This window comes from Candidatus Pantoea communis, from assembly GCF_011752685.1.
In the GTDB taxonomy this organism is placed as follows: Bacteria; Pseudomonadota; Gammaproteobacteria; order Enterobacterales; family Enterobacteriaceae; genus Pantoea; species Pantoea communis.
This window is the reverse complement of sequence record NZ_VWXC01000001.1, coordinates 112,301-133,853: the sequence shown is the minus strand read 5'-3', so window position 1 is coordinate 133,853 and position 21,553 is coordinate 112,301. Positions and strand designations below refer to the sequence as shown.

The 21,553-nt window shown below is 57.9% G+C and carries 17 protein-coding genes; 2 read left to right on the top strand and 15 right to left on the bottom strand.

Going from position 1 to position 21,553, the window contains the following annotated elements:
- Positions 1–14 precede the first annotated feature (14 nt).
- Both F3J37_RS00575 and F3J37_RS00570 read left to right on the top strand, forming a co-directional pair.
- On the top strand, positions 15–818 hold the full coding sequence (locus tag F3J37_RS00575) for a glycoside hydrolase family protein (protein WP_166931192.1): 804 nt from the start codon (positions 15–17) through the stop codon (positions 816–818).
- On the top strand, positions 815–1,213 hold the full coding sequence (locus F3J37_RS00570) for a hypothetical protein (RefSeq protein WP_052127453.1): 399 nt from the start codon (positions 815–817) through the stop codon (positions 1,211–1,213). The genes F3J37_RS00575 and F3J37_RS00570 overlap by 4 nt, the downstream gene beginning before the upstream one ends.
- 1 nt (position 1,214) lies before the next feature.
- Here the strand turns inward: F3J37_RS00570 and F3J37_RS00565 are convergent, their stop codons facing one another.
- The 15 genes from F3J37_RS00565 to F3J37_RS00495 form a co-directional block, all read right to left on the bottom strand.
- A complete protein-coding gene (locus F3J37_RS00565) occupies positions 1,215–2,648 on the bottom strand; it encodes a serine/threonine protein kinase (protein ID WP_166931189.1) in 1,434 nt (477 codons plus the stop codon).
- Positions 2,641–5,265, bottom strand: a complete 2,625-nt coding sequence (tssH, locus tag F3J37_RS00560) for a type VI secretion system ATPase TssH (protein WP_166931186.1) — start codon at positions 5,263–5,265, stop codon at positions 2,641–2,643. The genes F3J37_RS00565 and tssH overlap by 8 nt, the downstream gene beginning before the upstream one ends.
- Before the next feature lie 104 nt (positions 5,266–5,369).
- Positions 5,370–6,413 (bottom strand): type VI secretion system baseplate subunit TssG, encoded by a 1,044-nt coding sequence (tssG, locus tag F3J37_RS00555; protein WP_166931183.1) that lies wholly within the window; start codon positions 6,411–6,413, stop codon positions 5,370–5,372.
- Positions 6,410–8,281: a type VI secretion system baseplate subunit TssF gene (gene tssF / locus F3J37_RS00550; RefSeq protein WP_166931180.1), complete on the bottom strand. Its 1,872-nt coding sequence runs from the start codon at positions 8,279–8,281 to the stop codon at positions 6,410–6,412. The genes tssG and tssF overlap by 4 nt, the downstream gene beginning before the upstream one ends.
- Positions 8,278–8,829, bottom strand: coding sequence for a type VI secretion system baseplate subunit TssE (tssE, locus tag F3J37_RS00545; protein WP_166931177.1), 552 nt, complete (start codon positions 8,827–8,829; stop codon positions 8,278–8,280). The genes tssF and tssE overlap by 4 nt, the downstream gene beginning before the upstream one ends.
- A gap of 64 nt (positions 8,830–8,893) precedes the next feature.
- The gene (locus F3J37_RS00540) at positions 8,894–9,778 is read right to left on the bottom strand and encodes a hypothetical protein (RefSeq protein WP_166931174.1); all 885 of its coding nucleotides are present in this window, start codon (positions 9,776–9,778) and stop codon (positions 8,894–8,896) included.
- A gap of 10 nt (positions 9,779–9,788) precedes the next feature.
- The gene (locus tag F3J37_RS00535; RefSeq protein WP_034823631.1) at positions 9,789–10,565 is read right to left on the bottom strand and encodes a PP2C family protein-serine/threonine phosphatase; all 777 of its coding nucleotides are present in this window, start codon (positions 10,563–10,565) and stop codon (positions 9,789–9,791) included.
- Positions 10,565–12,304 carry a type VI secretion system-associated FHA domain protein TagH gene (gene tagH, locus F3J37_RS00530; protein WP_166931171.1) on the bottom strand — a complete coding sequence of 580 codons (1,740 nt, stop codon included), beginning with the start codon at positions 12,302–12,304 and terminating at the stop codon, positions 10,565–10,567. Before tagH ends, F3J37_RS00535 begins: the two co-directional genes overlap by 1 nt.
- Before the next feature lie 69 nt (positions 12,305–12,373).
- Positions 12,374–12,856 carry an Hcp family type VI secretion system effector gene (locus F3J37_RS00525; protein ID WP_034823617.1) on the bottom strand — a complete coding sequence of 161 codons (483 nt, stop codon included), beginning with the start codon at positions 12,854–12,856 and terminating at the stop codon, positions 12,374–12,376.
- A 64-nt stretch (positions 12,857–12,920) separates the two neighbouring features.
- Positions 12,921–14,420, bottom strand: a complete 1,500-nt coding sequence (tssC, locus tag F3J37_RS00520; RefSeq protein WP_034823616.1) for a type VI secretion system contractile sheath large subunit — start codon at positions 14,418–14,420, stop codon at positions 12,921–12,923.
- On the bottom strand, positions 14,413–14,985 hold the full coding sequence (gene tssB / locus F3J37_RS00515; RefSeq protein ID WP_370662120.1) for a type VI secretion system contractile sheath small subunit: 573 nt from the start codon (positions 14,983–14,985) through the stop codon (positions 14,413–14,415). Before tssB ends, tssC begins: the two co-directional genes overlap by 8 nt.
- 26 nt (positions 14,986–15,011) lie before the next feature.
- On the bottom strand, positions 15,012–16,031 hold the full coding sequence (gene tssA, locus F3J37_RS00510) for a type VI secretion system protein TssA (protein WP_166931168.1): 1,020 nt from the start codon (positions 16,029–16,031) through the stop codon (positions 15,012–15,014).
- 11 nt (positions 16,032–16,042) lie between these two features.
- Positions 16,043–16,720, bottom strand: a complete 678-nt coding sequence (gene tagF / locus F3J37_RS00505; RefSeq protein ID WP_166931165.1) for a type VI secretion system-associated protein TagF — start codon at positions 16,718–16,720, stop codon at positions 16,043–16,045.
- The gene (gene tssM, locus F3J37_RS00500) at positions 16,717–20,310 is read right to left on the bottom strand and encodes a type VI secretion system membrane subunit TssM (protein WP_166931162.1); all 3,594 of its coding nucleotides are present in this window, start codon (positions 20,308–20,310) and stop codon (positions 16,717–16,719) included. The genes tagF and tssM overlap by 4 nt, the downstream gene beginning before the upstream one ends.
- A gap of 11 nt (positions 20,311–20,321) precedes the next feature.
- Entirely contained in the window at positions 20,322–21,545 is a 1,224-nt protein-coding gene (locus F3J37_RS00495; RefSeq protein ID WP_166932000.1) for a DotU family type VI secretion system protein, read from the bottom strand.
- Positions 21,546–21,553 lie beyond the last annotated feature (8 nt).

The window sequence follows — 21,553 nt, the reverse complement described above, 5'->3', positions numbered from 1 at the left end:
TTTTGAGGCGAATAATGGAAACGATACAGGAAAGTGTTGGGCTGCGCGGAACCAATCGACCGCAAGATGTCAAACTGGTGCAAACATTATTAAATAAAAATGGTTTTCCGCAATTACAAATCGATGGCATTTGCGGGAATAACACCACTAAAGCAATTATCACCTACCAAAAACATTTTTATCATCATCCCGATGGCCTGGTGTCACCCGGTAAAAAAACCTTCAGTCAGTTGTCTTCCGGTCAGCGTAGTGGCTTGCCGCGCGCCCACGGTTCCACCGGCAGTAACCCGAATGGCACACGCAAGAACCCAATGACCATGTACCCGAGTTATCAGGTACTTAAACTGATGATGCAGTATGAACAGCTGCACACGTTACCGTATGACGATCACAGTTCTCACACCATCAGTAGCTGGACGGCGGGCGCGACCATCGGTTACGGACATTGGATCAGTCGTCAGAGCGAATTCGACCAGTTTAAAGATGGCATCTCAGAGTCGGCTGCTGAAACGTTATTCTCCCAGGATTTAAAAAAGTTTGTTGATGCGGTGCGACAGTATGCCAAAGTCGCGCTGACTCAAAATGAGTTTGATGCATTAGTCATGCTGGCGTTTAATATTGGCACACGTGATAACCTGAACCATAAAGGCTTATATTACTCGACGGCATTAAAAGTGATTAATGGCGAATCGCCAGAGGATTTGGATCGCGCGTGGATGCAGTTTGTTTATTCGCGCGGCGTGCGTATGAAGGGATTGGTGAATCGCAGGAAAAGTGAATTGAACGTATATCACAAAGGAATTTATATCAAATTATGAAAAAGTTACTTGCCTTATCACTGGTCTGTTTTTCACTCCACGCGATGGCACAGACGCCTGCTGCCAAAAAACCGTTTTTTGATAGCAAAAGCTATCAGGTGTTTCTGGATACCAGCAAATGCGTTGAGGGCGATGTGGAGTGCGATGGCATTGTTTATCACTCGATCAATAAAAAGAATCACCATCAATTGACGCTGAAGGGATCGACGCTGAATATTGGCCCGTCGCACGATTTCCGTGGCTACATCTTCCGCAACGGTGATTACAGTTACGTGTTGTCTCCGGCGGCAGGCGCGGGTAACGATGACAACCACGTCTGGACGCTACAGGTTTCACAGCACCAGTCCAAAGGGGACAAAGTGCTGTTCTCCGAAAACGGCAACGTGGTCGAATAAATCAGCCTGCGGGAGTCGGCACATTCACCAGCCAGGTGCCGCTCCCTTCATCAATATGCAATGTATGCTGCCAGTGACCGCCTTGCTTAAGCGTCACCTGCAACTGATAGTCCCCCGGAACTAAACTCAACCTTTTCATGCCATCCTGATCTAGCGTGCTTTGCGCTTTACCGTTGATTTCCACCTGAGTCAGCTGGGTGGCATCCGCTGCGCGCAAATAAATCTGCGCGGGCGTAACAGGGACAGACGCGACAGCGGGTTTAGGTGACGGCGTCACTTTTTGTTCTGCCACTTCCACCGCGGGTTTTGTTGGGGCGACCGCTACGTGCGGAGGGCTATTGTTCTTCAATCCGTGCACCGCAAGCAGGGTTACTAATCCCGCCGCGGCTATCCCGCCGCCAATCCACAGCGGACGCCGTGTGCGTGGCGTCACGACAGCCGGTTCAGACATGGCTATCTCCGGCACCACCACTGCAGGCAACAAGGTTTCTTCGCGCGCAGTGGTCAGTTCCGGTTCTGGCGCATCACACTGCACCTCGCGGTCGTTTTCCACCAACAGATCGCGCAGGGCGACAATTGACTGCGGGCGTTGCGCGGGTTCGCAGGCCAGCATCTGGTCGATGGTGTGCAGCAAGCCGCGGGAGTAGCCGCTCAGCTCCCGTTCAGCCAGTGGCTGATAACTATCACTCAGCGAACGCACCACGCTTACCGGCGGTGCCTCGCCGCAAATCAGCGTATGCAGCACCGCGCCCAGTGCATAGATATCGGTCCACGGGCCCTGATCGCCATCGCGTCCTTCGCTGTACTGTTCAATCGGCGCATAACCCGGCTTCAGCATGATCTCGGTTTTATCCGTCAGATGTCCGATGGTTTTGCACGCTGAACCGAAATCCAGCAGCACCGGCGCGCCATCCTGTTGCAGCAAAATATTGTCCGGTGCGATGTCGCGATGCAGATAGTCGTGATCATGCAGGGTTTTCAACGCGCTCAGCAGTGGCGGCAGCATGTCGCGCATCGCCTCTTCACTGCAGGGGGTAAAATCACGCAGGTAGCGACTTTTCAGCGTTTCACCCTGATAGAACTGCGTCACCATATAGGCGGTATCATTGGCTTGCCAGAAGCGCAGCACGTGCAACAGATGTGGATGGTTAAAGCGCCCGAGGGTTTTGGCTTCCTGCATAAAGCTGTTTAAACCCGCTTGATAGAGGCGCATAAAGCGCTCACTGCGCAACAGCAGATGATGATTCTCATCACGCAGCGCAATCGAAGCAGGCATAAACTCTTTAATGGCCACAGTGCGATCCAACTCGCTATCCCAGGCGCGATAGACAATGCCGAAGCCGCCTTCACCAATCACCTGCTGGATTTCATACTCGTTAAAGCGATAACCGATGGGCAGCGCCTGAGATGCAGTTTTGTTGCTGGCTTCACTCATGTTCTGCCTCCACACTGAATTCCAGCTGGAACGCCGCCTGTTGATAATCCACCCGCAGCCGACGCGGCGTCGTTGCGGCAGCTTCACTCAGCAACTGACAGCTGATTTGTGGCAACAGTGTCTGCGATAGTACGGCGTCCACCATGCGTCCACCGGATTCCCCTTCGGTGCAGCGCTGCATAATTTGTTGTGCCACGGCCGGGGCAAACTCGGCGGTGATGGCGTGGCGATCGAGTAAGCGCTGTTGAATTTTTGCCAGCCGCAGATCGATAATGCGGATCAGCATGGCATCGCTGAGCGGCACGTACGGAATCACCGCCAGACGGCCCAGCAGTGCGGCGGGGAAGACTTCGCGCAGCGGCGCGCGTAGCAGGCGGTTCATTGTCTCCGTGTCCGGCTGTACTTCAGTCTGAGAGCAGGCGTGCGCCAGCTCATCACTGCCGATGTTCGAGGTCAGAATGATCACCGTGTTGCGGAAATCGATGCGTCGACCTTCGCCATCCTCCATCCAGCCTTTATCGAATACCTGGAAGAAGATTTCGTGCACGTCTGGGTGCGCTTTTTCGATTTCATCCAGCAACACCACGCTGTAGGGGCGACGACGTACCGCTTCAGTGAGCACACCGCCTTCGCCATAACCGACATAGCCCGGCGGTGCGCCTTTGAGCGTGGAGACGCTGTGCGCTTCCTGGAATTCACTCATGTTGATGGTGATCAGATTCTGTTCGCCGCCGTACAAGGTCTCGGCCAGCGCCAGTGCTGTCTCGGTCTTACCGGTGCCTGATGGGCCACACAGCATAAATACGCCAATGGGTTTGCCGGGATCGTCGAGTCCGGCGCGCGATGTCTGGATGCGCTGCGCGATGGCGTTGAGCGCCGATTGCTGACCGATGACCCGCTGTGCCAGCGTATCGGCAAGATTGAGCACCGCATCGCGTTCACTTTGCAGCATGCGGCCAAGTGGGATACCGGTCCAGTCGGCGACCACACTGGCCACCACGCTGCTGTCGACAGCCGGGAAGGTCAGTGGCGTATCGCCTTGCAGGTCGTCCAGCTGCTGCTGTAGCGCCTGGTAGCGCGCGCTGCGTTCGGCATCCTGATCGACCAGCAGCTCTGCACGCAGCGCACTCAGCTGCTGGGTCAGAGCCAGCGCCTGTTGCCAGCGCAGATCCAACTGCTGCTCTTCATCTTGCAAGATCACTTGCTGCTGTTGTGCTTTGGCGATTCGCGCAGGGGCTGAGTCGAAGCCGAGGCGGGCTTCACGTTCGGCGATGTCAATTTCAAGTTGCAGTGCTGCCAGCTGCTGGCGGCAAAATGCTAACTCTGGCGGTTGATGGTGCAAGCTCACCGCCACGCGGGCGCAAGCGGTATCCAGCAGGGCAATGGCTTTGTCGGGCAGCTGGCGGGCCGGGATGTAGCGTTGTGAAAGGCGTACGGCGCTCTGTAACGCTTCATCCAGCAACAGTACCTGATGATGTTGCGACAGGGGCTGGGCCAGGTGGCGCAGCATCAAAATCGCAGTTTGCTCATCTGGCTCGGCCACCTGTACCGGCTGGAAGCGTCGGGTCAGCGCCGGATCTTTTTCGATGTACTTTTTGTACTCCGCCCAGGTGGTGGCGCCCACGGTACGCAGCTGTCCGCGCGCTAACGCCGGTTTCAACAAGTTGGCGGCATCGCCCGTGCCTTGCTGGCCGCCAGCGCCCACCAGCGTGTGGATTTCATCGATAAACAACACAATCGGCTGTGGGCTGGACTGCACCTGGTTGATCACCGCCTGCAGGCGCGCTTCAAATTCACCTTTCACTGAGGCGCCGGCCTGGAGCAAGCCGATATCCAGCAGCCACAGTTGCACCTGCTGGAGCGGCGGGGGCACGCTGCCGCTGGCGATACACTGCGCCAGACCTTCTGCCAGCGCGGTTTTACCCACGCCAGCTTCACCGGTCAGCAGCGGATTGTTCTGGCGACGACGCAATAGAATATCGATCATCCGACGAATCTCTTCATCGCGGCCGACCACCGGATCGATGTTCCCGGCGCGCGCTTCAGCGGTGAGATCGCGGCCATATTTCGCCAGCACATTTTCGCCGCTGGTATTAACCGATGCAGATTGTGTGACGTTGTCACTTGTGTTCTGCTGCTGTTCATCGCTGGACTGAACGTAATCGCTAAAGGATTCCAGCAAACGATCGGCGCTGATGCGGCCAAATTCGCCGGAGATCGCCATCACAACATGACGTAATGCCACCGTTTTCAACAAGGCGAGCAACAAATGCCCGCCGCGAATCTGAGTCTCTCCCACGCTGAGCGAGCAGTAGATCCAGGCACGTTCCACGGCGTTATCGATATGTTCCGCGAGATCGGCCACGGCACTGGCTCCGCGCGGCAGGCGATCCAGAGCGCTGACCAAATCACTGCTGAGTTGCGCGTCATCCAGTTCAAAACGTCGCGCAATCTGCTGTAAGTCGCTGTTAGGCTGCTGCCAGAGTTGATGCAGCCAATGCACCAGTTCGACATACGGATTCCCACGTAATTTGCAAAACGCGGTGGCACTTTCCAGTGAGGTGAATAGAGTGCGATTCAATTTGCTAAACAGAACATTGCGACGAATATCTGACATGGTGTTCCCTTATCTACGCGAAATTTTTCCCGGGACGCCATACATAGCGGCCCAACAGGTTTGGGCGAAATAGGTGACTGGCGTGCGATCAAACGCACGGCTCATCAGTGCCGGGCATCTGGCTGGTAAATCAAATCATCACGGTGGCGTGCATCAGGCTGCTCGCCGAGCCAGCTGGTATAGCCGAGCGGCTGTTCGCCCCCGAGGGCCACGCCTGCCACATCGTCTCTGTGCAGTTCCAGCTGCACTTCCCAGTTGTATTCATTACCCAGGTAGTGGCGTACCCAATCCACCACCTGCAGGGCATGGCGCGCGCGCGGCAGCAGTTGCTGATAATCCTTGAGGCGCAGCGGGCCCAGGCGCAGGCGAAACTTGTGTTGAATGTCGCGCACTGCGCCGCCAAGAAACGCGGTTTCACCGAGGCGCGGCGCATGCTTGCCCGCGCGCAGCTGGGCCTGTTCGCGTTCGCCAATGCGCATCCACTGCGGAATGTTGTGTTTGATTGCGACAGGCACCTGCAGATACCAGCTCAGGCTGCGGGTTAACCCCTCGCCGTCGTGAGTCTGCCGGGTGAAGTGTCCAGCCAGGGCATAGCGCGCATGCTCATTGAGACTGCCGCGATCCTGCTGCAACGCCGGTTGGCCGACGCCGGTTAAGCAGGAGAGATAGTGATTAAACTGATGACGGTCCGGACGATCGAGGGCAATGGCGGGCTGCGCATCCGCCCAGGCGCGGTAAAACAGCAGGATAAGGCGGTGATGGAACAGATTACAGAAGGCCACCATGCTGCGGTCGCCGAAATGGGTAACGCGTTCATGGGCATATTCCGTGAGGTGCAGTGGCAAAGGACCATTGGGTCCAAACAGACCAAAACTCCAGATATCCACCTCGTGCAGATCATCGCTGCTACGCTGGCGAATGCCCGCTAAGGTCGCCGGGGCGAAGGCCAGTGATGGCGATTGTCCCAGACGCAGCGGTTCATTACGTGGCAGCGGTGCGCGTCCCAGTTGCCACGCGCTGCCCGCTTGCGCATCAAGACGACGCAGCAGTTGAAACAAATCATGCTGGAAAGGGGCCGCGCGGCGTTGCTGCCAGAAATCATCCGGCAGGCGGCAGGCAATACGCCAGCCTTTATGTAGCGTGGTCATAGCAGTGACCTCTTGCCCATTTGCGGCGGCCAGTAACCTATTTCTCCGCGCTGGCTGCTGTTCATCGTTAGCTCGGTAAAAGTGTTGATGGCGACCATGCGGCGGAACAGCGTGGCTAATAGGCTGCCGAGCAGCCACGGACTGGCACCGCCAAACGCTTGTTCATCGATGGTCAGGGTAATGGCAATCCCCCGGGCGAAGACAATCGGCCCCGGTTCGGGTACGCGGCGAAACACCGGGCGCATTTCACAATGGCGCACGCCTTCAATCTGGCGCGAAGTGGCGGCTTCTGCGGTATCGGCATACAGCGACAGCAGTTGCCGCAGTGAGGCCGCACCTTGATCGCCGTCGTTTTCCATCAAGCTGAGGTAATTAAGCTGCAGTTGACTGATCAGGCGCCATGCGGTGGCCCCAGCGGCCAGCGCGGGCCGTGGCGCGCTCGGTCCTTTGCGCAGATGAATACCCAGCACTGGCGCTGAGGTGGGCAGGGTGAACTGATCCATACCTTGCTGTTTGAGCAACAGCGGTAAGTCGCGATTGGTGCACAGCACATCGGCCATCACATACTGCACCGCTTCGGACCAGGGGGATTGCTGCTCATCCACCAGGGTAACGAACAGCTCTGAACCGGCGTAACCGGTGCGCGTACCGTAAATTTTGGCCTGATCCGACAGCGTGCGTGCTTCGCGCCGTTGCGAAAAGTAGGCCCCGTAATTGCCGTGATCGCTGCCAAAGCTGTGCCAGAACGGGCGGAATACCTGTTCTTCATGCAACGACTGGCCGCTGCCGTACAGGCGATTGACGCTGTACACTTCATATTCGAGCGGGTTGGTGTTATCGACCACCAGGTGGTAGTCATTGCGGCCCTCGGTAAGCTGGATACGTTCAGCAACCCGTGGAAACAGGTTGATCGCTGGCGTGCAGTGCAGCGCCAGATGGGATACATCCACCACGCTTTCCAGATCGTCGTCGGCTTTATCTAACAGCAGCACGATTTCCATTTCGGTGGCACCGCGCAGCTGTTTCACTAACGGCTGCAACCCGCTGGTGCGGAAAAACAGGAAACGCGCCGGAAACGCGAAGTACTCCTGTAATAAGCGATAGCCAGTGAAGTTGCGCAGGTCATCGGGCAGCAGTGCCTCTTCGGCAGCGAATCCTTGCTGATGCAGGGCTTCCGGTTCCAGTAGCAGGTGTTGAGCGTTGTCCAGGCTGCGATACAGCACGCCGACACAGTGCGCCATCAGCAGTTCCATCAGCTCAGTGGCAGGCAGATCGGCACCGCTAAGATGGAAGCGCACATCTTCCATCTCCAGCTGATGCAGCGGGATGTTGCCCGTGGTTTGCAACCGGATACGCAGCGCGCGCACCGCACCACGTTGAGAGAGTTGAGCAGCGGAAACGGGCAGATTAGCTGGGATGCCACCGAGCGAGACTTCACGCAGTTGCAGTGGCAGCAGCGTGACATCATGCGCGGTGCGGTATTTGCAGCTGACGCCTTTGCTTTTCATCGCCTGATTCTCAATCAGCGAGCCGCGTGGAATGGAGAAGCCGCTGCTGATCTTGCCTTTCATGTGATCCGGCTGAAACTCGACGATCGCCATGGAAGGCGTGGGCGCCAGATAATTGGGGTAGATCATCTCCAGCAACTGCTCGGTGAAGCGTGGAAACTCCGCGTCCATTTTCAGCTGCACGCGCGAGGTGAGAAAGGCAAAACCTTCCATCAGGCGTTCAATATAGGGATCTGAGACCTCAATACCTTGCATGCCCAAACGTCCGGCCACTTTGGGATAACGATCGGCGAACTCGGCGCCCATTTCGCGCAGGTAGTTTAACTCGCGGTTGTAGTAATCAAGCAGTTGTGGATTCATGGGTCCGCGTCCTTCAGGTCAAAACGGCTGTGTTCGAGATCGAGTTCAGTGCGAAACACAAATGCCAGCGGCCAGGGAATGCACCACAAATTGCCGCTGATTTCGATGGAGAGGGTGTTGTGATTGTTGAGGGCGTTAACGTCGGTCAGGCAGCGAATCTGCAAATCATGCGGGATGATGCGCGGCTCAAACTGCAGCATGGCGCGTCGCAGCGCCGTGCGCACATCGTCCCACTCAATCTCTGACATGCGCTTACCGGCCAGCGGCGTCAGTCCGAAGTTGATCACGGACATACGTGCTTCCGGCCACGGCTTGAGATCGTGCTGGCTTTCGTTGTTGATGCAGTTAAACAGCCACTGCAGATCGCGCAGAACCTGAGTGCGCAGGGTTTGATGACTCACTGACTGGCGCCCCAACTCAATGTTCTGCTGCTCGGGATGATCGTCGGTGAGACGATCAAGCAGGCTGGGGCGCATCTCATCCTGAGCGGTGACACGCTGCTGTTTTCGCGCCTGCCAGCCGTTGAAACTGTCGGAATGGGGTTTCATTCAGGCTCCTTGATAATTCGATGCGAATAAAGGGCGAAGCGGCTCATCAGCATCAGTGCGTGGTTTAGCTGGCGGGTTGCGTGGGATCGCGCTGCTGTAAATGCAGCGCCTCAACCTGATGCCAGTTGAGCTGGCTGGCACTGACATCGATCTGCCAGCGATGCAGCGCATCGGCCATCAACTGGGCATTGACGTTGTCATCATGCAGCTGCGCCTCGCGAGTTTTCACCACCACATCACCGTGAAAACGCCAGGCCAGATGCGCAGGGTCCCACGGCAGCAGTAACCAGCTTTGTGCGTCGGTAGCGCTGGCCAGGATCAGCCGTTGATTATTCGCTGCCACCACCTGAGCATCGTGCGCACCGGCAGGCAGATCGATCAGCGGATAACCCTGCAGGAACCAAAGTGCGGTGGTGGTGGCGTCCTGATGCAGCGAGCCGGCACCGCTAATCCAACCGTCCTTGTCACACTGCGGATGCTGATCAAAGGTAAAACGGACATCGCCGCTGTTGGGCCAGTAGGTGCGCAACTGGCAGGTGTCATTGATGCGGAAGCGCTGCCACGGCGTGGTATCCGCCTGCGCGGTCACGACTTTGGGTTTTGGCGGGATACGCCAGTTCTCTTTGGCCGTGACATCGCCTTCGCGCACCGCTTTACCGCTACTGTCAATCAGCGTCCAGTGCAGCGTGTCGAGGCCGCGACACTGGCGTTTCAGCAACTGGCCGACCTGCGGCACAAAGGTTTCCAGCGCATCCGGTTTTAATTCGCCCTGAGGTTCAAAGTGCAGGGCCACGCTATCGTCGCACCAGCTTTTCACCCGACCATCCACCACGTTATCCAGCCAGGCGCTGAGACGCAGCGTCGGGGACCAGACGATGCGCACGCTTTTAGCTTCACTCGCCAGCGGCAACAGCAGCAGCGACAGCAGCATTGCAGAAGCAGTTTTCACGGCGGCCTCCCTAATCACGCTGCGACAACAAAATACGCTGGGCATCGCCCAGTGAACTGAGCAAGGTGGACTCCTGCGGATCGCCCATCCACACCGCCATGGCGCTGAAGTTGTCACCGTTGTCATCCGGCTTCATCCGCTGCAGCAGCGCCAGCCACTCTTGCGGATTGCTCACCATCCGCAGCGTCTGCTCCAGATCGCTGACGTCCATCTCATGCCAGAAGCCATCCGTACACAGCAGAAACACGTCGCCATCTTCCAGCGCCAGAACGTCGCTGTAGCTGGCTTCGCGTTCCTCTTTCATCCCCAGCGCGAAATAGAGCAGGTTGTGATTGATCGCATCCGTGGGGTAGCCCGCGTCCTGCATGCGCTGCGCCAGGCTGTGATCGCGCGTCATCTCCAGCAGATAGCCGCGACGAAAATGGTACAAGCGGCTGTCACCCGCGTGTGCCCAATAGGCGAGTTGGTAATCCCGATCGATAAACAGGCTCACCAGCGTGGTGCCCATGTTCTTCAGGGTGTCGTGGTTGCGCTGCTGCTGTTTAATGGCGTGATTGGCGGCGGCGATATAGCCGCGAATACGCTGGGCATCAAGATGATGGTCACCGTCGAACTGGGTGATGATGGTGTCGCACGCCAGACGCGCTGCGGTGTCGCCGCCGTGCTCTCCCGCAATGCCGTCACACATCACGAAGCAGGCGGCACGTGCGCCCAATGCGTTCGCCAGTCGATCCTGATTGCTACTGCGTTTGCCCTGATGGCTGATGGACGCGAACGTTATATTCATTATTTATCCGATTTTTGCGTTTGCAGGTCTTTGTAATGATTCACTTCTACGTCGTAGGCATGCAGGAAGGCTTCACCAAACAGCGTGTGGAAATCGTCGTCAATTTCGCTGGCGATGGTTTGGTAGCGCTTCACAAAGCTGTCCCAACGTGCCGCTTTGCGCGAGGCGGCAAACAGGTGACGGCCGCTCTCTTCCTGCTGCAAATTGTCGGGATTAAAGGATTGCAGCATGGCGGTGATGATGGCGCGGATACCGGCAATCATGCCGAGTTGGTGCGCCTGTAAATCAACCAGCGCATCGCGCACCGCCTTTTCCGGCTCCATAAAACCCGGCATCTGGCTACTGAACATCTGCACCAGCACACTTTTCCCGGAGGGCAGCAATTTAAACGGGTTGTTAGCCTGTTCGAGGATCATGGTCATTTCGGCATTGACGCCGCGCTTGAGCATGGTGCGGGAAGAGAGCAGTGCCACGGTGCCCTGTGAAAACAGGCTAAGCAGTTGGCCGAGCAGGTGCATCTGCTCCTGGTCAAGATGCGGTTTGGCATCAATGTCTGCCAGGTCAGCACCGTCAAGGAAGGCCTGCAACAGCTCAGCATCAACGCCCGGCGTGTTGGCGGCGCGTCGCTGGGCGGCGGTTTTGTAGCTCACCGGGTCAATGCCCATTCGCCCGCTGGCGCGGCTGGCGTTGGAGTGTTCCGGGCTGGTCTGCTGCACGCGCGGTGTCGGTATTGGCGCGGGCTCAGGTGGAGAGACTTCTGACAAGGGTGATGTGGGTATGGGTGCTGCTGAAGCTGATGCTAAAGGTGATGCTGATACTGAAGGTGATGTTGCAGTGGGGGCTGATGGCGTTAACGCTGCTAATGGCGCGGGTGCAGCCACCGCAGCGGCGGGTGGCGTGTGCTGTGCAGCGATCGCTGGCGCGGCTTCCGGCTGAAACAGGTCAGGCGGGGTTAACGGCTGCGCCTGACCATTCATCAGGCCAAAGGGATCGCTTTCTTCTGAATGAGCACTGCCACTGCTGCCAAACAGCGCCAGCGGGTCGAGTTCAGTTTGCGGTTGCTGATGCGCCACCTGCGGTTGATCGCGCAGCGTGGTGGGGGTGGCATCCTGCAAAATAGTCGGCTGCTGAAACAGATCATTCTCGGCAAACAACCGTGCGGGATCGCTTTCGCGAATGCCCAGTTGTGATAGCTCGGTGTGCTGATCTTCCTGTGCCAGCGGATCAATCGGATTCAGCGCTTTCGCCGCCGGTTGGGTCAGGGGATGATGCGCTTCAGGCGCGGCCGGGGCCACTTTTGGCGCGGAGAAGTCGCGCGACAAACTCTCCCAGATCTCACCGGGTACTTCAGATTCGGTATGACGGACTAAGGGTTTGGCTTGCGTGGCCTGAGATGCGGTGACGCGTGGGGCGGGCGTCTCCCCCGCGATATCGCTGACTTCCAGCGTGTAATCGCCGATCCCCAGTAAATCGCCGCTTTGCAATTCGACCTGACGGCCATGTTCCAGCGGGATACCGTTAAAATCGACGTTGATCACGTTGCCGCGATTGGTAATGCGGCACTCACCCTCAGCAGAGGTGTGCACCAGCAGTTGCAGCCGTGAAATGGTGCGGCTGTCGTCGGGCAGGATAAAGTTATTGTCTTCACTGCGGCCAATGGTGCCGCCTGGCGGATAGAAATCGACGCTGGTCAGCGGCGGCTGCACGCCGTTTTTACTTTCAACAAGGGTGAATCGCATAGGCTTTACCTGCAAAATTGTCTGCGTGGGCGCCCCGTTCGGGACGCCCGTGCAAATAGCTTGAAACGATTAAGACGCGGTGTTGGTTTTGATGTTCCAGCCGAAGGTGGTATCGGCACCGGCGGCACCGTCTTCGGACTGCTGGGTGTAGATCTCTTCCACCTGCGCAGCCTGGAACGAGTACTCGATGCCCACGGTGTCGTCATCACGTGAACCGGTGAACTGCACGCTGGTGACCAGCACTTCGGTCAGGTTGATTTTGTTGTAGATGATCTGTGAGCCACCGGCTTTGGTGACATGGAACTCCAGGGTAGGGATATGCTTACCGTTGGAGCAATACAGCATCAGCGTTGGCGTGGCTTTGTCGATACGGGCATGCACGTGCAGATCCTGATAATTCACTTTACCTGCACCGCCGCCGCCGCCCACGCTCATGTTGTTTGGCTGGTTGGCACCCCAGTTGAAAGAGAGAATGTCGATCCAGCCGGTGTGCGCCGAATCTTTAGATTCACCTTCAACGCCTTCTGGCTTCAGATACATTGCGATGGTCATGCGGGTCGAACTCCTTTAGTAATGAACAAGCAAAAAATGGGCGGGAACGTGCGCCCAGAGGGTTTTACCCTTGCTGTTGTTTCAGCGAAGGTAATTTAGAAACCAGACGTAGTGATACCGTCAGGCCTTCAAGTTGGTAATGCGGACGCAGGAAGAACTTGGCAGCGTAGTAGCCCGGATTGTCCTCCTGCTCTTCCACGGTGACGCGGGCATCGGCCAGTGGCTTACGGGCTTTGGTTTCCTGTGTGGAGTTAACCGGATCGCCATCGACGTAGCGGATAATCCACGAGTTGAGCCAGCGCTCCATGTCGGCACGCTCCTGGAAGGAACCGATCTTGTCGCGCACGATGCACTTCAGGTAATGGGCGAAGCGGCAGCAGGCGAACAGATACGGCAGGCGCGCCGCCAGTTGCGCATTGGCGGCGGCATCGGCATCGTAATAATCTTCGGGCTTTTGCAGTGATTGCGCGCCGATAAAGGCGGCAAAATCGGAGTTCTTGCGATGCACCAGCGGAATGAAACCGTTCTTCGCCAGTTCCGCTTCACGACGATCGCTGATGGCGATTTCGGTCGGGCACTTCATGTCCACGCCGCCGTCATCGGTCGGGAACACGTGGCACGGCAGGTTCTCCACCGAACCACCTGACTCGACGCCGCGAATCGAGGTGCTCCAGCCAAACTGTTTGAATGAGCGGTTAATATTGGCCGCCATTGCGTAAGCCGCGTTGGCCCAGGTGTAGTTCTTGTGGGTGGCGCCTTCGGTGTCTTCAGTAAAGTCGAAGCTATCCACTGGATTGGTGCGCACGCCGTACGGCAAACGGGCCAGGAAGCGCGGCATCACCAGGCCGAGATAGCGGGTATCTTCACTTTCACGCAGCGTGCGCCAGGCAGCGTATTCGGTGTTGGAGAAGATTTTGGTGATATCACGTGGGTTCGCCAGCTCTTGCCACGACTCCATTTGCAATGCACTCGGTGCCGCACCGGTGATCACCGGACAGTGCGCGGCGGCGCCAATTTTTGCAAGTTCGCCCAGCAGTTCAACATCTGGTGGACTGTGGTCGAAATAGTAATCGCCCACCAGACAGCCATACGGCTCGCCACCAAACTGACCGTACTCTTCTTCGTAGATTTTCTTGAACAGCGGGCTCTGATCCCAGCCCACGCCTTTGTAGCGTTTCAGCGTGCGGCTCAACTCACGTTTGCTGATGCTCATCACGCGGATTTTCAGCATCTCGTCGGTTTCGGTGTTGTTCACCAGATAGTGCAGGCCGCGCCAGGCGCCTTCGAGCTGCTGAAAACTCTCGTGGTGCATAATGGCGTTGACCTGCTGCGACAATTTGGCGTCGATCTCAGCGATCAGTGCCTGAATCGTGCGGTAGGCGTCGTCGGACACCGGCAGGCTATTTTCTAACGCCTGTTCAGCCAGGGTTTGCACTGCCTGCGAGATGGCATCACGCGCCTGGTCGTTATTCGGGCGAAACTCTTTGTTTAACAGCGCACTGAAGTCGCTCTGCGTGACGGTTTCCGTTTGCAGGCGTGCACTTTGGGATGCGGTATTACTCATCGTGTTTCTCCGTTTCGCTGTCTTGATTTGAGGCGGTGGCTGGCTTTGGCGCGGTGGCCAACGATTTCATTAAGGTCGGGTTTTGCAGCACTTCGGCGATCAGCGCTTCAGCACCGTTTTTGCCATCCATGTAAGAGAGCAGGTTGGAGAGTTGCGTACGCGCTTCCAGCAGCTCATTGAGCGGCTCAACACGGCGCACAATGGCATCGGGCAGGAAGTCGTCCATGCTGTTGAAGGTCAGATCCACACCGACTTTGCCTTCGCCGGTCAGGGTGTTATCAACGTGATACGCCAGATGGGGCTTCAACGCTTTCATGCGCTCATCGAAGTTATCGATATCCACTTCAAGGAACTTACGCTCGGCGATCTCGGGCTGATCTTCGACGGGTTGCCCCACTAAATCAGCCATCACGCCCATCACGAAAGGCAGCTGAACCTTGCGGTCTGAGCCGTAGATCTCCACGTCATACTCAATCTGCACGCGTGGCGCACGGTTGCGCGAGATGAACTTCTGTCCACTGCGGGCGCGTTTAATGGTGGGGAAGTTAGCCATAGTGTTCTCCATGAGTTATGTGCCTGACATCAGGCGTTTTATTCGCCCGCACGGCCAAACAGGCCCTGCAGTTGGGTGACGGCGTCGGGCGCCAGGTCACGAATAATGTCGAGGAAATCGAGCTGAATCAGGCGCTGCACGCGCTCCAGCATGATCGGTGCCGGATGGCTCGGTTCGTGCTGCTGAAAGTAGAGGCGCACTTTTTCCAGCATCAGTTCCGCATCCGCGCGGGAGTTGAGTGGCACCTGTTGCCAGTTCAGCGCGGCGGACAGGGGCGCCGATTGGGTGGAATGCTCGGGTACTGCCTGCACGGTGTCAGGCGTCGTGTTCTCCTCCACTGGCGATGCTGCTTGAGTCGGCAATAATGGCATTAGCAGCGCCAGCGCCTTCTCTGTGGCGGCCAGGTCGGGCATATCGGCGGTGTCCAGATGCTGCTCTAGACAGAGGCGCAATGTGGTGAAGTGCTGCGCCAGGGAGCGAATAGCGGCAGCGCTGGCGTGATCAGGTTGCTGTAATGACTCACGCAGGCGCGGCACGCCGCCAGGAAAATCGCTGACTTCGGCTTTGCTGCCGTCCAGCAGGGCAATGGCATCACGCAGGGTGATCTCGCCGGTGCTGCTTTTAATCAACCAACAGTTGCGCAGCGCACGGCTGAAACCCGACTGCGGCCCGAGCGCAGCCAGGGCACTGACGCGCATCAGCAGATCCGGCTCGCCATCAAACTCCAGCGCCGGATGCAGCGTCGGCCAGTAGCGAGTCAGCGCTTCACTCAGCAGCGTGAGTCCTGCGGCACATCCGCTCAGGCCTTTGGTGTGCGTCCAGGCTTCACTGAGGATCAGCAACAAACGGATATCGCGGGTGCGGGTCAGTAACTGTTCTGCCTGCTGTGCCACCTGCTGCCAGTCGGGCGGCTCAGCAGGGATGATAGTGTTGCCAAACTGCTGCTCGGCTTTGCCGCTGCGCGCCTGTTCCAGCGCCATAAAGGCCGCGTCATATTCCAGGTCATCGCCACAGGGGGCATCGTCACGCAGCGGTTCAAGAAGGGCATCGACATTCATTTTATTCACCGTTAAAACTGGCCAAACAGCGGCGGTTCACCGCGGCTGGCGTGGGGTGGATTGAACAGGCGCAGAAAAAGTTGGGTAGTAAAATTGCCGCTGTGTGAATGGCTATAAAACGCACTGCCGTCGCTCTGATTACTCCACCAAAAGCTGCTGTATTGCGCCGGATCGAAGTAGTGCACCACCTGCGGCCAGTTGAGAGTGCAGGGCGTGTCCTGATAGCCAATCACATCAAACACATCTGACTGCGGCGGCCGCGCCAGTTGCGGCGGCAGGGCATTGAGGGCGGCATCCAGCTGATCGCCGCTGTAGCGATTTTGCACTGCCAGCGTCAGGGTTTTACCCAATTGGTAATACCAGGCTCCCGCCGTGTGTAGCTGCAGGTTGTGCCAGTGTTCCGGGGTAAACAGTTGCATGGCGCAAAGCGGGTACTGGCGACCGACGCGATCACGGGTGGGCAACAAGCAGCCCATCTGAATCATGGGGACACCGAGCGTGGCAGGGACAATGAAATTCCACACCGGCGCGCGTCCGGTTGCTGGCTGCTGCGCCAGACGTGGCAGACTGCTTTGAAACCATTGTGCCCAGCTGTTAACCAGCCGCGTTGGCAGGCGGCGGCGCATAAAGTCTCCGCTGCCGGGTAATTTGCCGTACCAGCCAAAAGAAGCGTCGTTTACGGTCATCATGGGCAGCTAAACCCTGGCAGTTGCAGCGGGTTGCGCACGCTGTTAGGGGTATACGCCAGCACTATCTGATGACCGCCGAGCGAGAAGGTGGCCTGCTGACTCTGGCTGCTGCCCGGATGCAGGCTGGCTTTGTCGAACAGGCGATTAAGCGCCCAGGGGCCGCTGGTGTTAAGAGTATTGGTGGTGCCGTCGGTCAGACCAATCTGCATTCGCACTTGTTGGGTATTACCGTTGCCTGGCCAGTTCACCACCTGAGGGGTTTGCGGGCCGTGGCTGTAACGGATGATTTGGCCGTCAACATCCAGCGTCAGATTGAGAATGCTGTTGTCCATGCTGATGGGTGTAATGGTCAGGCGATAGGAGGGCGTGCTTGACCCATTGGCAAACAGGGCTTCACGAATCGCCTGCGCCTGCTGGAAGGGGCGCAGCAGCGTGGTGCCACCGGGTAACGTTTTTCCATCGACGCCGGGCGCGTAGCGCCAGTTGCTGTGGGTGGTGTCCACCTTGCTGGCGAGATTGTCGCGGAAGAAGCTGTCCATTAGCCCGGTTCCCGGCGCGAACATCCGTGCCAGATCGTCGGGGGTGACATCGGTGCCGGAGCTATGATTAAACGGATAGCGTCCGGCGATCGCGCTGCGGCAAAAGCTGCCGACTTCCACGCCCGCCCGCTTCTGCATATTGCTCATGGTGCGCTTTTGCGTGTCGCTGCTGGCACCGACCGCCAGCTCCAGCAGCAGCGTGCGGAACGGTTCTGGCTGACGTCCGGCATCGGCCTGCATCCGTGAAATGATGCTGCTGTCCGGAGGCGACATGCCGCTGTTGCTGGCATCCTGCACCGCAGTGAGATAGCTATACAGGTCGTCGATATCTTTCAACTGCGCATCAAACGGGATACTGCTCTCTTTCGGGTCGCTCACCTGCGCCTGTTCAATAATGCTGGCGTAGTGCGCCATGACCCGCTGTTCCGGCGCTTCAATGTTGCCGCTCTGCGCCGCTTTACGCGCGCGGAACAGCGCCTGCAGCGTGGCGGTGGCGTTGTTATTCACATAGTGAGTGCTGCGTTCCAGCAGCGACGGCTTATCCTGTTTCTCTTTTTCATCTTCCGGTGGCGTCAACGTCAGGTTGCGGCTGAGGTTAATGATCAGCTGGCGCAGGGGGGAAGTCCGTCCCGACAGCAGGCGCGCGGTATTGATGCGTTCGCCGAGGTTATTGATTGGCTGTAGCTGAATATCCTGCAGCAGCGCATCCCACTGACGCATATAGTCGTCGAGATAAAGTCGGCGCACTGTCTCTTCGAGGGTGTTTTGCTCATCAGCACTTTCACGGCGGGTCAGTACCCAGCGATCTTCCTGTAACAAACTGGCGGCCACGTTTTTGATGTTGCTGTTGAACGGTCCCCAGTAACCGGCAGGGGTGAAGAAGCCGGGAATCGCTTCGGTCAGCGGTTGTCCGCTTTTGCGGCTGAACACCAGCTCGGTCTGCGCACCACTCAGGTTGATCACGCTGACGCCCGGATTAACACGCGGCATCAGCAGACGTTTGAGGCGACCGTAAACCCGCGTGGAGAGTGGGGAACGGCTGATCATCTCGATCTGACGCACCACCAGGGGCTCATCGCGCTCAAACGGTGAAGCGTTGATCTTGTCATCGAGCAGTTGGCCGAGGTGATAATCCAGCGCTTTCAGCTGGGCCTGGGGCGCGTTGGCACCCTGGGTGCGCTGCACGTTGAGCATCACCCAGGCATGAAGGAACTTGCCGTCGTAATGCTGCGGCAGATACAGCATCTGATAGGCTTTCAGCGCTTCATAGCTGTAATCGACGTCACTGCCGTTGTCGCTGCGCAGCCAGTCGGTGATGTTGCGGGCAATCACCGGCAGCAGCATCTGTTCCAGCGCACGCTGATAGAGCGAATCCGACGCGGTAGAGACCTCTTCACCGCGATACAAACCAGCACGCCAGCTAAGCGGTGGCTGTTGCAAATCAGTGAGCTTGTCGCTGTTGGGCAGACCCGCCAGGCTATTAAGGAACGGCAACTGCGAGAAGATGTTTTCGCCGTTGAGCGGGGACAGCGCCTTGCTCTGCTTCTCAATGTCTGGGACACGCTGCTGCACGTCAGCCAGATAACCTTTGTTGTGGTGATAGCTGGTAAACCAGGCGATCAGCGCCAGCAACAGCAGCAGTGCCAGCACGCCGTAGGTGATCAGATGCACCAGGTGATTTCGCACCGCCCACCAGCGATTGATGCCCGCCAGACCGGCTTCTTTGAACACCACTTCAGTCAGCATTTGATGCAGGAAGAAACTCTGGCCGTGGCCGGGTTGCGCCGGTTCGTTGTTGGCGGCTCGCAGCGCGGGCAAGCCCAGCGCGCGGCTCATCTGGCCCATCACGCGGTCAAACGGCAGGCCCTCCTGGGTGCCGCTGGTGAAGTAGACGCCGCGCGGAATCAGCTTTGCATCATAGCCGGAGGTGGCAAACACCACGTCGAGGTAGTGTTTCAACAAGGGTTTCAGAGCGAGAAACTCTTGTGGGAACAGGTACATTTCGGCGCGTTTCACGCTGTCATGTTCGTGGATCATCAGATCTGCCAGACCGGCATCCAGACGCTGATGCAGGCGGTCAAACTGTGGCTCGAATTCGCTCCCGACGGCCAGTTGCTGATCGCTCCACGGCCAGGTAAAGCCCCAAATCTGATCGCGCTGAGCCTTGTTCATCGCCCCGAAACTGGCGGTAAACCCTTTGAGCAGATCAGATTTGGTGACCAATACGTAAACCGGGAAGGGGATCGCCAGCTGATCGCGTAATTCCAGCAGGCGTTTGCGCAGGGCGCTGGCCTGCTGATGGCGCGCTTCTTCGGACTCGCTAAGTAAATCGCCGACGCTGATGGTGATGATCGCGCCATTCACCGGCTGGCGTGGGCGATACTTTTTCAGCAATCCCATAAAGCTGCGCCACTCTTGCGCATCCTGCTGACGGTCGCTCTCTTGGGTGGTGTAGCGGCCAGCGGTGTCCAGCAGAATCGCTTCGTCAGTGAACCACCAGTCACAGTGACGCGTTCCGGCTACGCCTCGAAGTGCGGTTTTGCCAAACTGCGCGGCCAGCGGGAAGTGCAGACCCGAGTTGACCAGCGCGGTGGTTTTACCGGCACCCGGTGCGCCAATCAGCATGTACCACGGCAATTGATAGAGATACTGGCGATTGAGCTTCTGCATCCAGCGCGGCCAGCGGCGGCTCTCCGGACGGTTGAAACGCGCCTGACGCAGCAGTTGCGTTGCCTCACTGAATCGCTCGGCCAGTGGGTGTTCGGCTGACATCTCATCGTGCTCGTCAGTTGCCGTTGGCGCCGGTGCCATTTTTTGCACCAGGCGACGGTTCTGCCAGCGACGCCACAAACGAGGGACGACGCGGTAGCTAATCCACAGTGCGTAAAGCACGGCGATGGCGATGTAACGATACAGCGCCGACTCCAGCGGACGATAATCCCCAATCGCCACCAGTGGACCCACGGTCCAGATCAGCAAACAGAGTGCTGTAATGCCCAGGCCGCTCCACATCAGACGGCTGGTGGCGATGGAAAAGACAGTGCGAATCATGGCTATTCCTTTTAATGCACGCTGTTGAGTTCAGATTCAGTCTGTTTCGGCGCGACCAGCAGCGTGATTTCAACACGGCGGTTGCGCGCACGATTGGCGGCAGAATCATTCGCTGCCAGCGGATTGCTCTCACCGCGTCCCTCAACGATGATGCGCTGTGGCTGACGCAGGTCCTGGGCCAGCATCTCCTGCACCGACTGAGCGCGCGCCAGTGACAGCGCGTAGTTAGAGTTAAAGCGCGCGCTGCGGATCGGGACGTTATCGGTGTAACCACTGACGCGAATCTGACCGTTAACGTTGTCCATCGCCTGTGCAATGCGGCGGATCACCGGGCGGTAGCGATCGCGGATAGTGGTGGCCGCAGAGTCAAACAGACCGTCGCCGCGCAGCAGCACCACGCTGCGGGTGGCTTCATCGTTGACCGTGACCAGTCCTTCAGCGATCTCCGGCGCAAGGAAATGACGTAAATCGAGTGCCGGTGCAGCGGGAGCCGCAGGGCGGGCGATATCGACTTTCGGCAGGTCGGTTTGATAAATAGCCGAGAGCACGGGTGCGGTAAAATGATTGAGGCGCCAGTTCAGCGTGATGTAGACCGCGCATCCCAGCAGCGCCAGCAGCGCAGCAAAGCTCCATAGCGGAATCAGCGGCTTCCATAATTTCTGCAATACCGGTTCATCCAGCGGCTGTGGCGAAAGCGGCGGCGGGTAGGGGCCGCGCACCGAGCGAATCAACTGCAGCAGACGCAACTTCAGGGTTTCCAGCTGCGTGCGGCCGTTTTCCATGATGCGGTAACGCCCTTCAAAGCCCAGCAGCAGGCAGGCGTTCATTAGCTCCAGCAGCAGGATGTTTTGCTGCGGATGCTGTGACAGGCGCGCCAACAGCTGAAAGAACTTCTCGCCGCCCCAGGTTTCGTTATGGAAGGTCACCAGCAATCCGCTGCGCGGCCAGACATCGCGGCTGCCCCACGGCGTCAGTGCTGCTGCCTCGTCCAGTGAAGTGCAAAGGCAGTAACGCGCCCCAACAATGGTTTCATACGGCAGTTGTGCCTGCTGGCAGGCCACTTCAAAGCGCCGCACCAAATCGATTAACTGTTGGCGCAGGCCCGCCGGATTGTCGTGGGAGACCGAATGGCGTAGCTGGGCAATGGCGTTGATCAAGGGATTGGCAATCGCCACCAGCGGATTTTCATGCTGCGTGCTGGCTTCCAGTTCGCCATTAAGTGACTGCGGCTGCATCATGGTCG

What these genes read in the sequence shown, in the direction of transcription:
- tssE (WP_166931177.1), bottom strand. Translation starts at nt 8,829, where the DNA reads ATGAAACCCCATTCCGACAGTTTCAACGGCTGGCAGGCGCGAAAACAG.
- F3J37_RS00495 (WP_166932000.1), bottom strand. Translation starts at nt 21,545, where the DNA reads ATGCAGCCGCAGTCACTTAATGGCGAACTGGAAGCCAGCACGCAGCAT.
- tagH (WP_166931171.1), bottom strand. Translation starts at nt 12,304, where the DNA reads ATGCGATTCACCCTTGTTGAAAGTAAAAACGGCGTGCAGCCGCCGCTG.
- tssH (WP_166931186.1), bottom strand. Translation starts at nt 5,265, where the DNA reads ATGTCAGATATTCGTCGCAATGTTCTGTTTAGCAAATTGAATCGCACT.
- F3J37_RS00570 (WP_052127453.1), top strand. Translation starts at nt 815, where the DNA reads ATGAAAAAGTTACTTGCCTTATCACTGGTCTGTTTTTCACTCCACGCG.
- tssC (WP_034823616.1), bottom strand. Translation starts at nt 14,420, where the DNA reads ATGAGTAATACCGCATCCCAAAGTGCACGCCTGCAAACGGAAACCGTC.
- tssA (WP_166931168.1), bottom strand. Translation starts at nt 16,031, where the DNA reads ATGAATGTCGATGCCCTTCTTGAACCGCTGCGTGACGATGCCCCCTGT.
- tssB (WP_370662120.1), bottom strand. Translation starts at nt 14,985, where the DNA reads ATGGAGAACACTATGGCTAACTTCCCCACCATTAAACGCGCCCGCAGT.
- tssM (WP_166931162.1), bottom strand. Translation starts at nt 20,310, where the DNA reads ATGATTCGCACTGTCTTTTCCATCGCCACCAGCCGTCTGATGTGGAGC.
- F3J37_RS00575 (WP_166931192.1), top strand. Translation starts at nt 15, where the DNA reads ATGGAAACGATACAGGAAAGTGTTGGGCTGCGCGGAACCAATCGACCG.
- F3J37_RS00535 (WP_034823631.1), bottom strand. Translation starts at nt 10,565, where the DNA reads ATGAATATAACGTTCGCGTCCATCAGCCATCAGGGCAAACGCAGTAGC.
- tssF (WP_166931180.1), bottom strand. Translation starts at nt 8,281, where the DNA reads ATGAATCCACAACTGCTTGATTACTACAACCGCGAGTTAAACTACCTG.
- F3J37_RS00565 (WP_166931189.1), bottom strand. Translation starts at nt 2,648, where the DNA reads ATGAGTGAAGCCAGCAACAAAACTGCATCTCAGGCGCTGCCCATCGGT.
- tagF (WP_166931165.1), bottom strand. Translation starts at nt 16,720, where the DNA reads ATGATGACCGTAAACGACGCTTCTTTTGGCTGGTACGGCAAATTACCC.
- tssG (WP_166931183.1), bottom strand. Translation starts at nt 6,413, where the DNA reads ATGACCACGCTACATAAAGGCTGGCGTATTGCCTGCCGCCTGCCGGAT.
- F3J37_RS00525 (WP_034823617.1), bottom strand. Translation starts at nt 12,856, where the DNA reads ATGACCATCGCAATGTATCTGAAGCCAGAAGGCGTTGAAGGTGAATCT.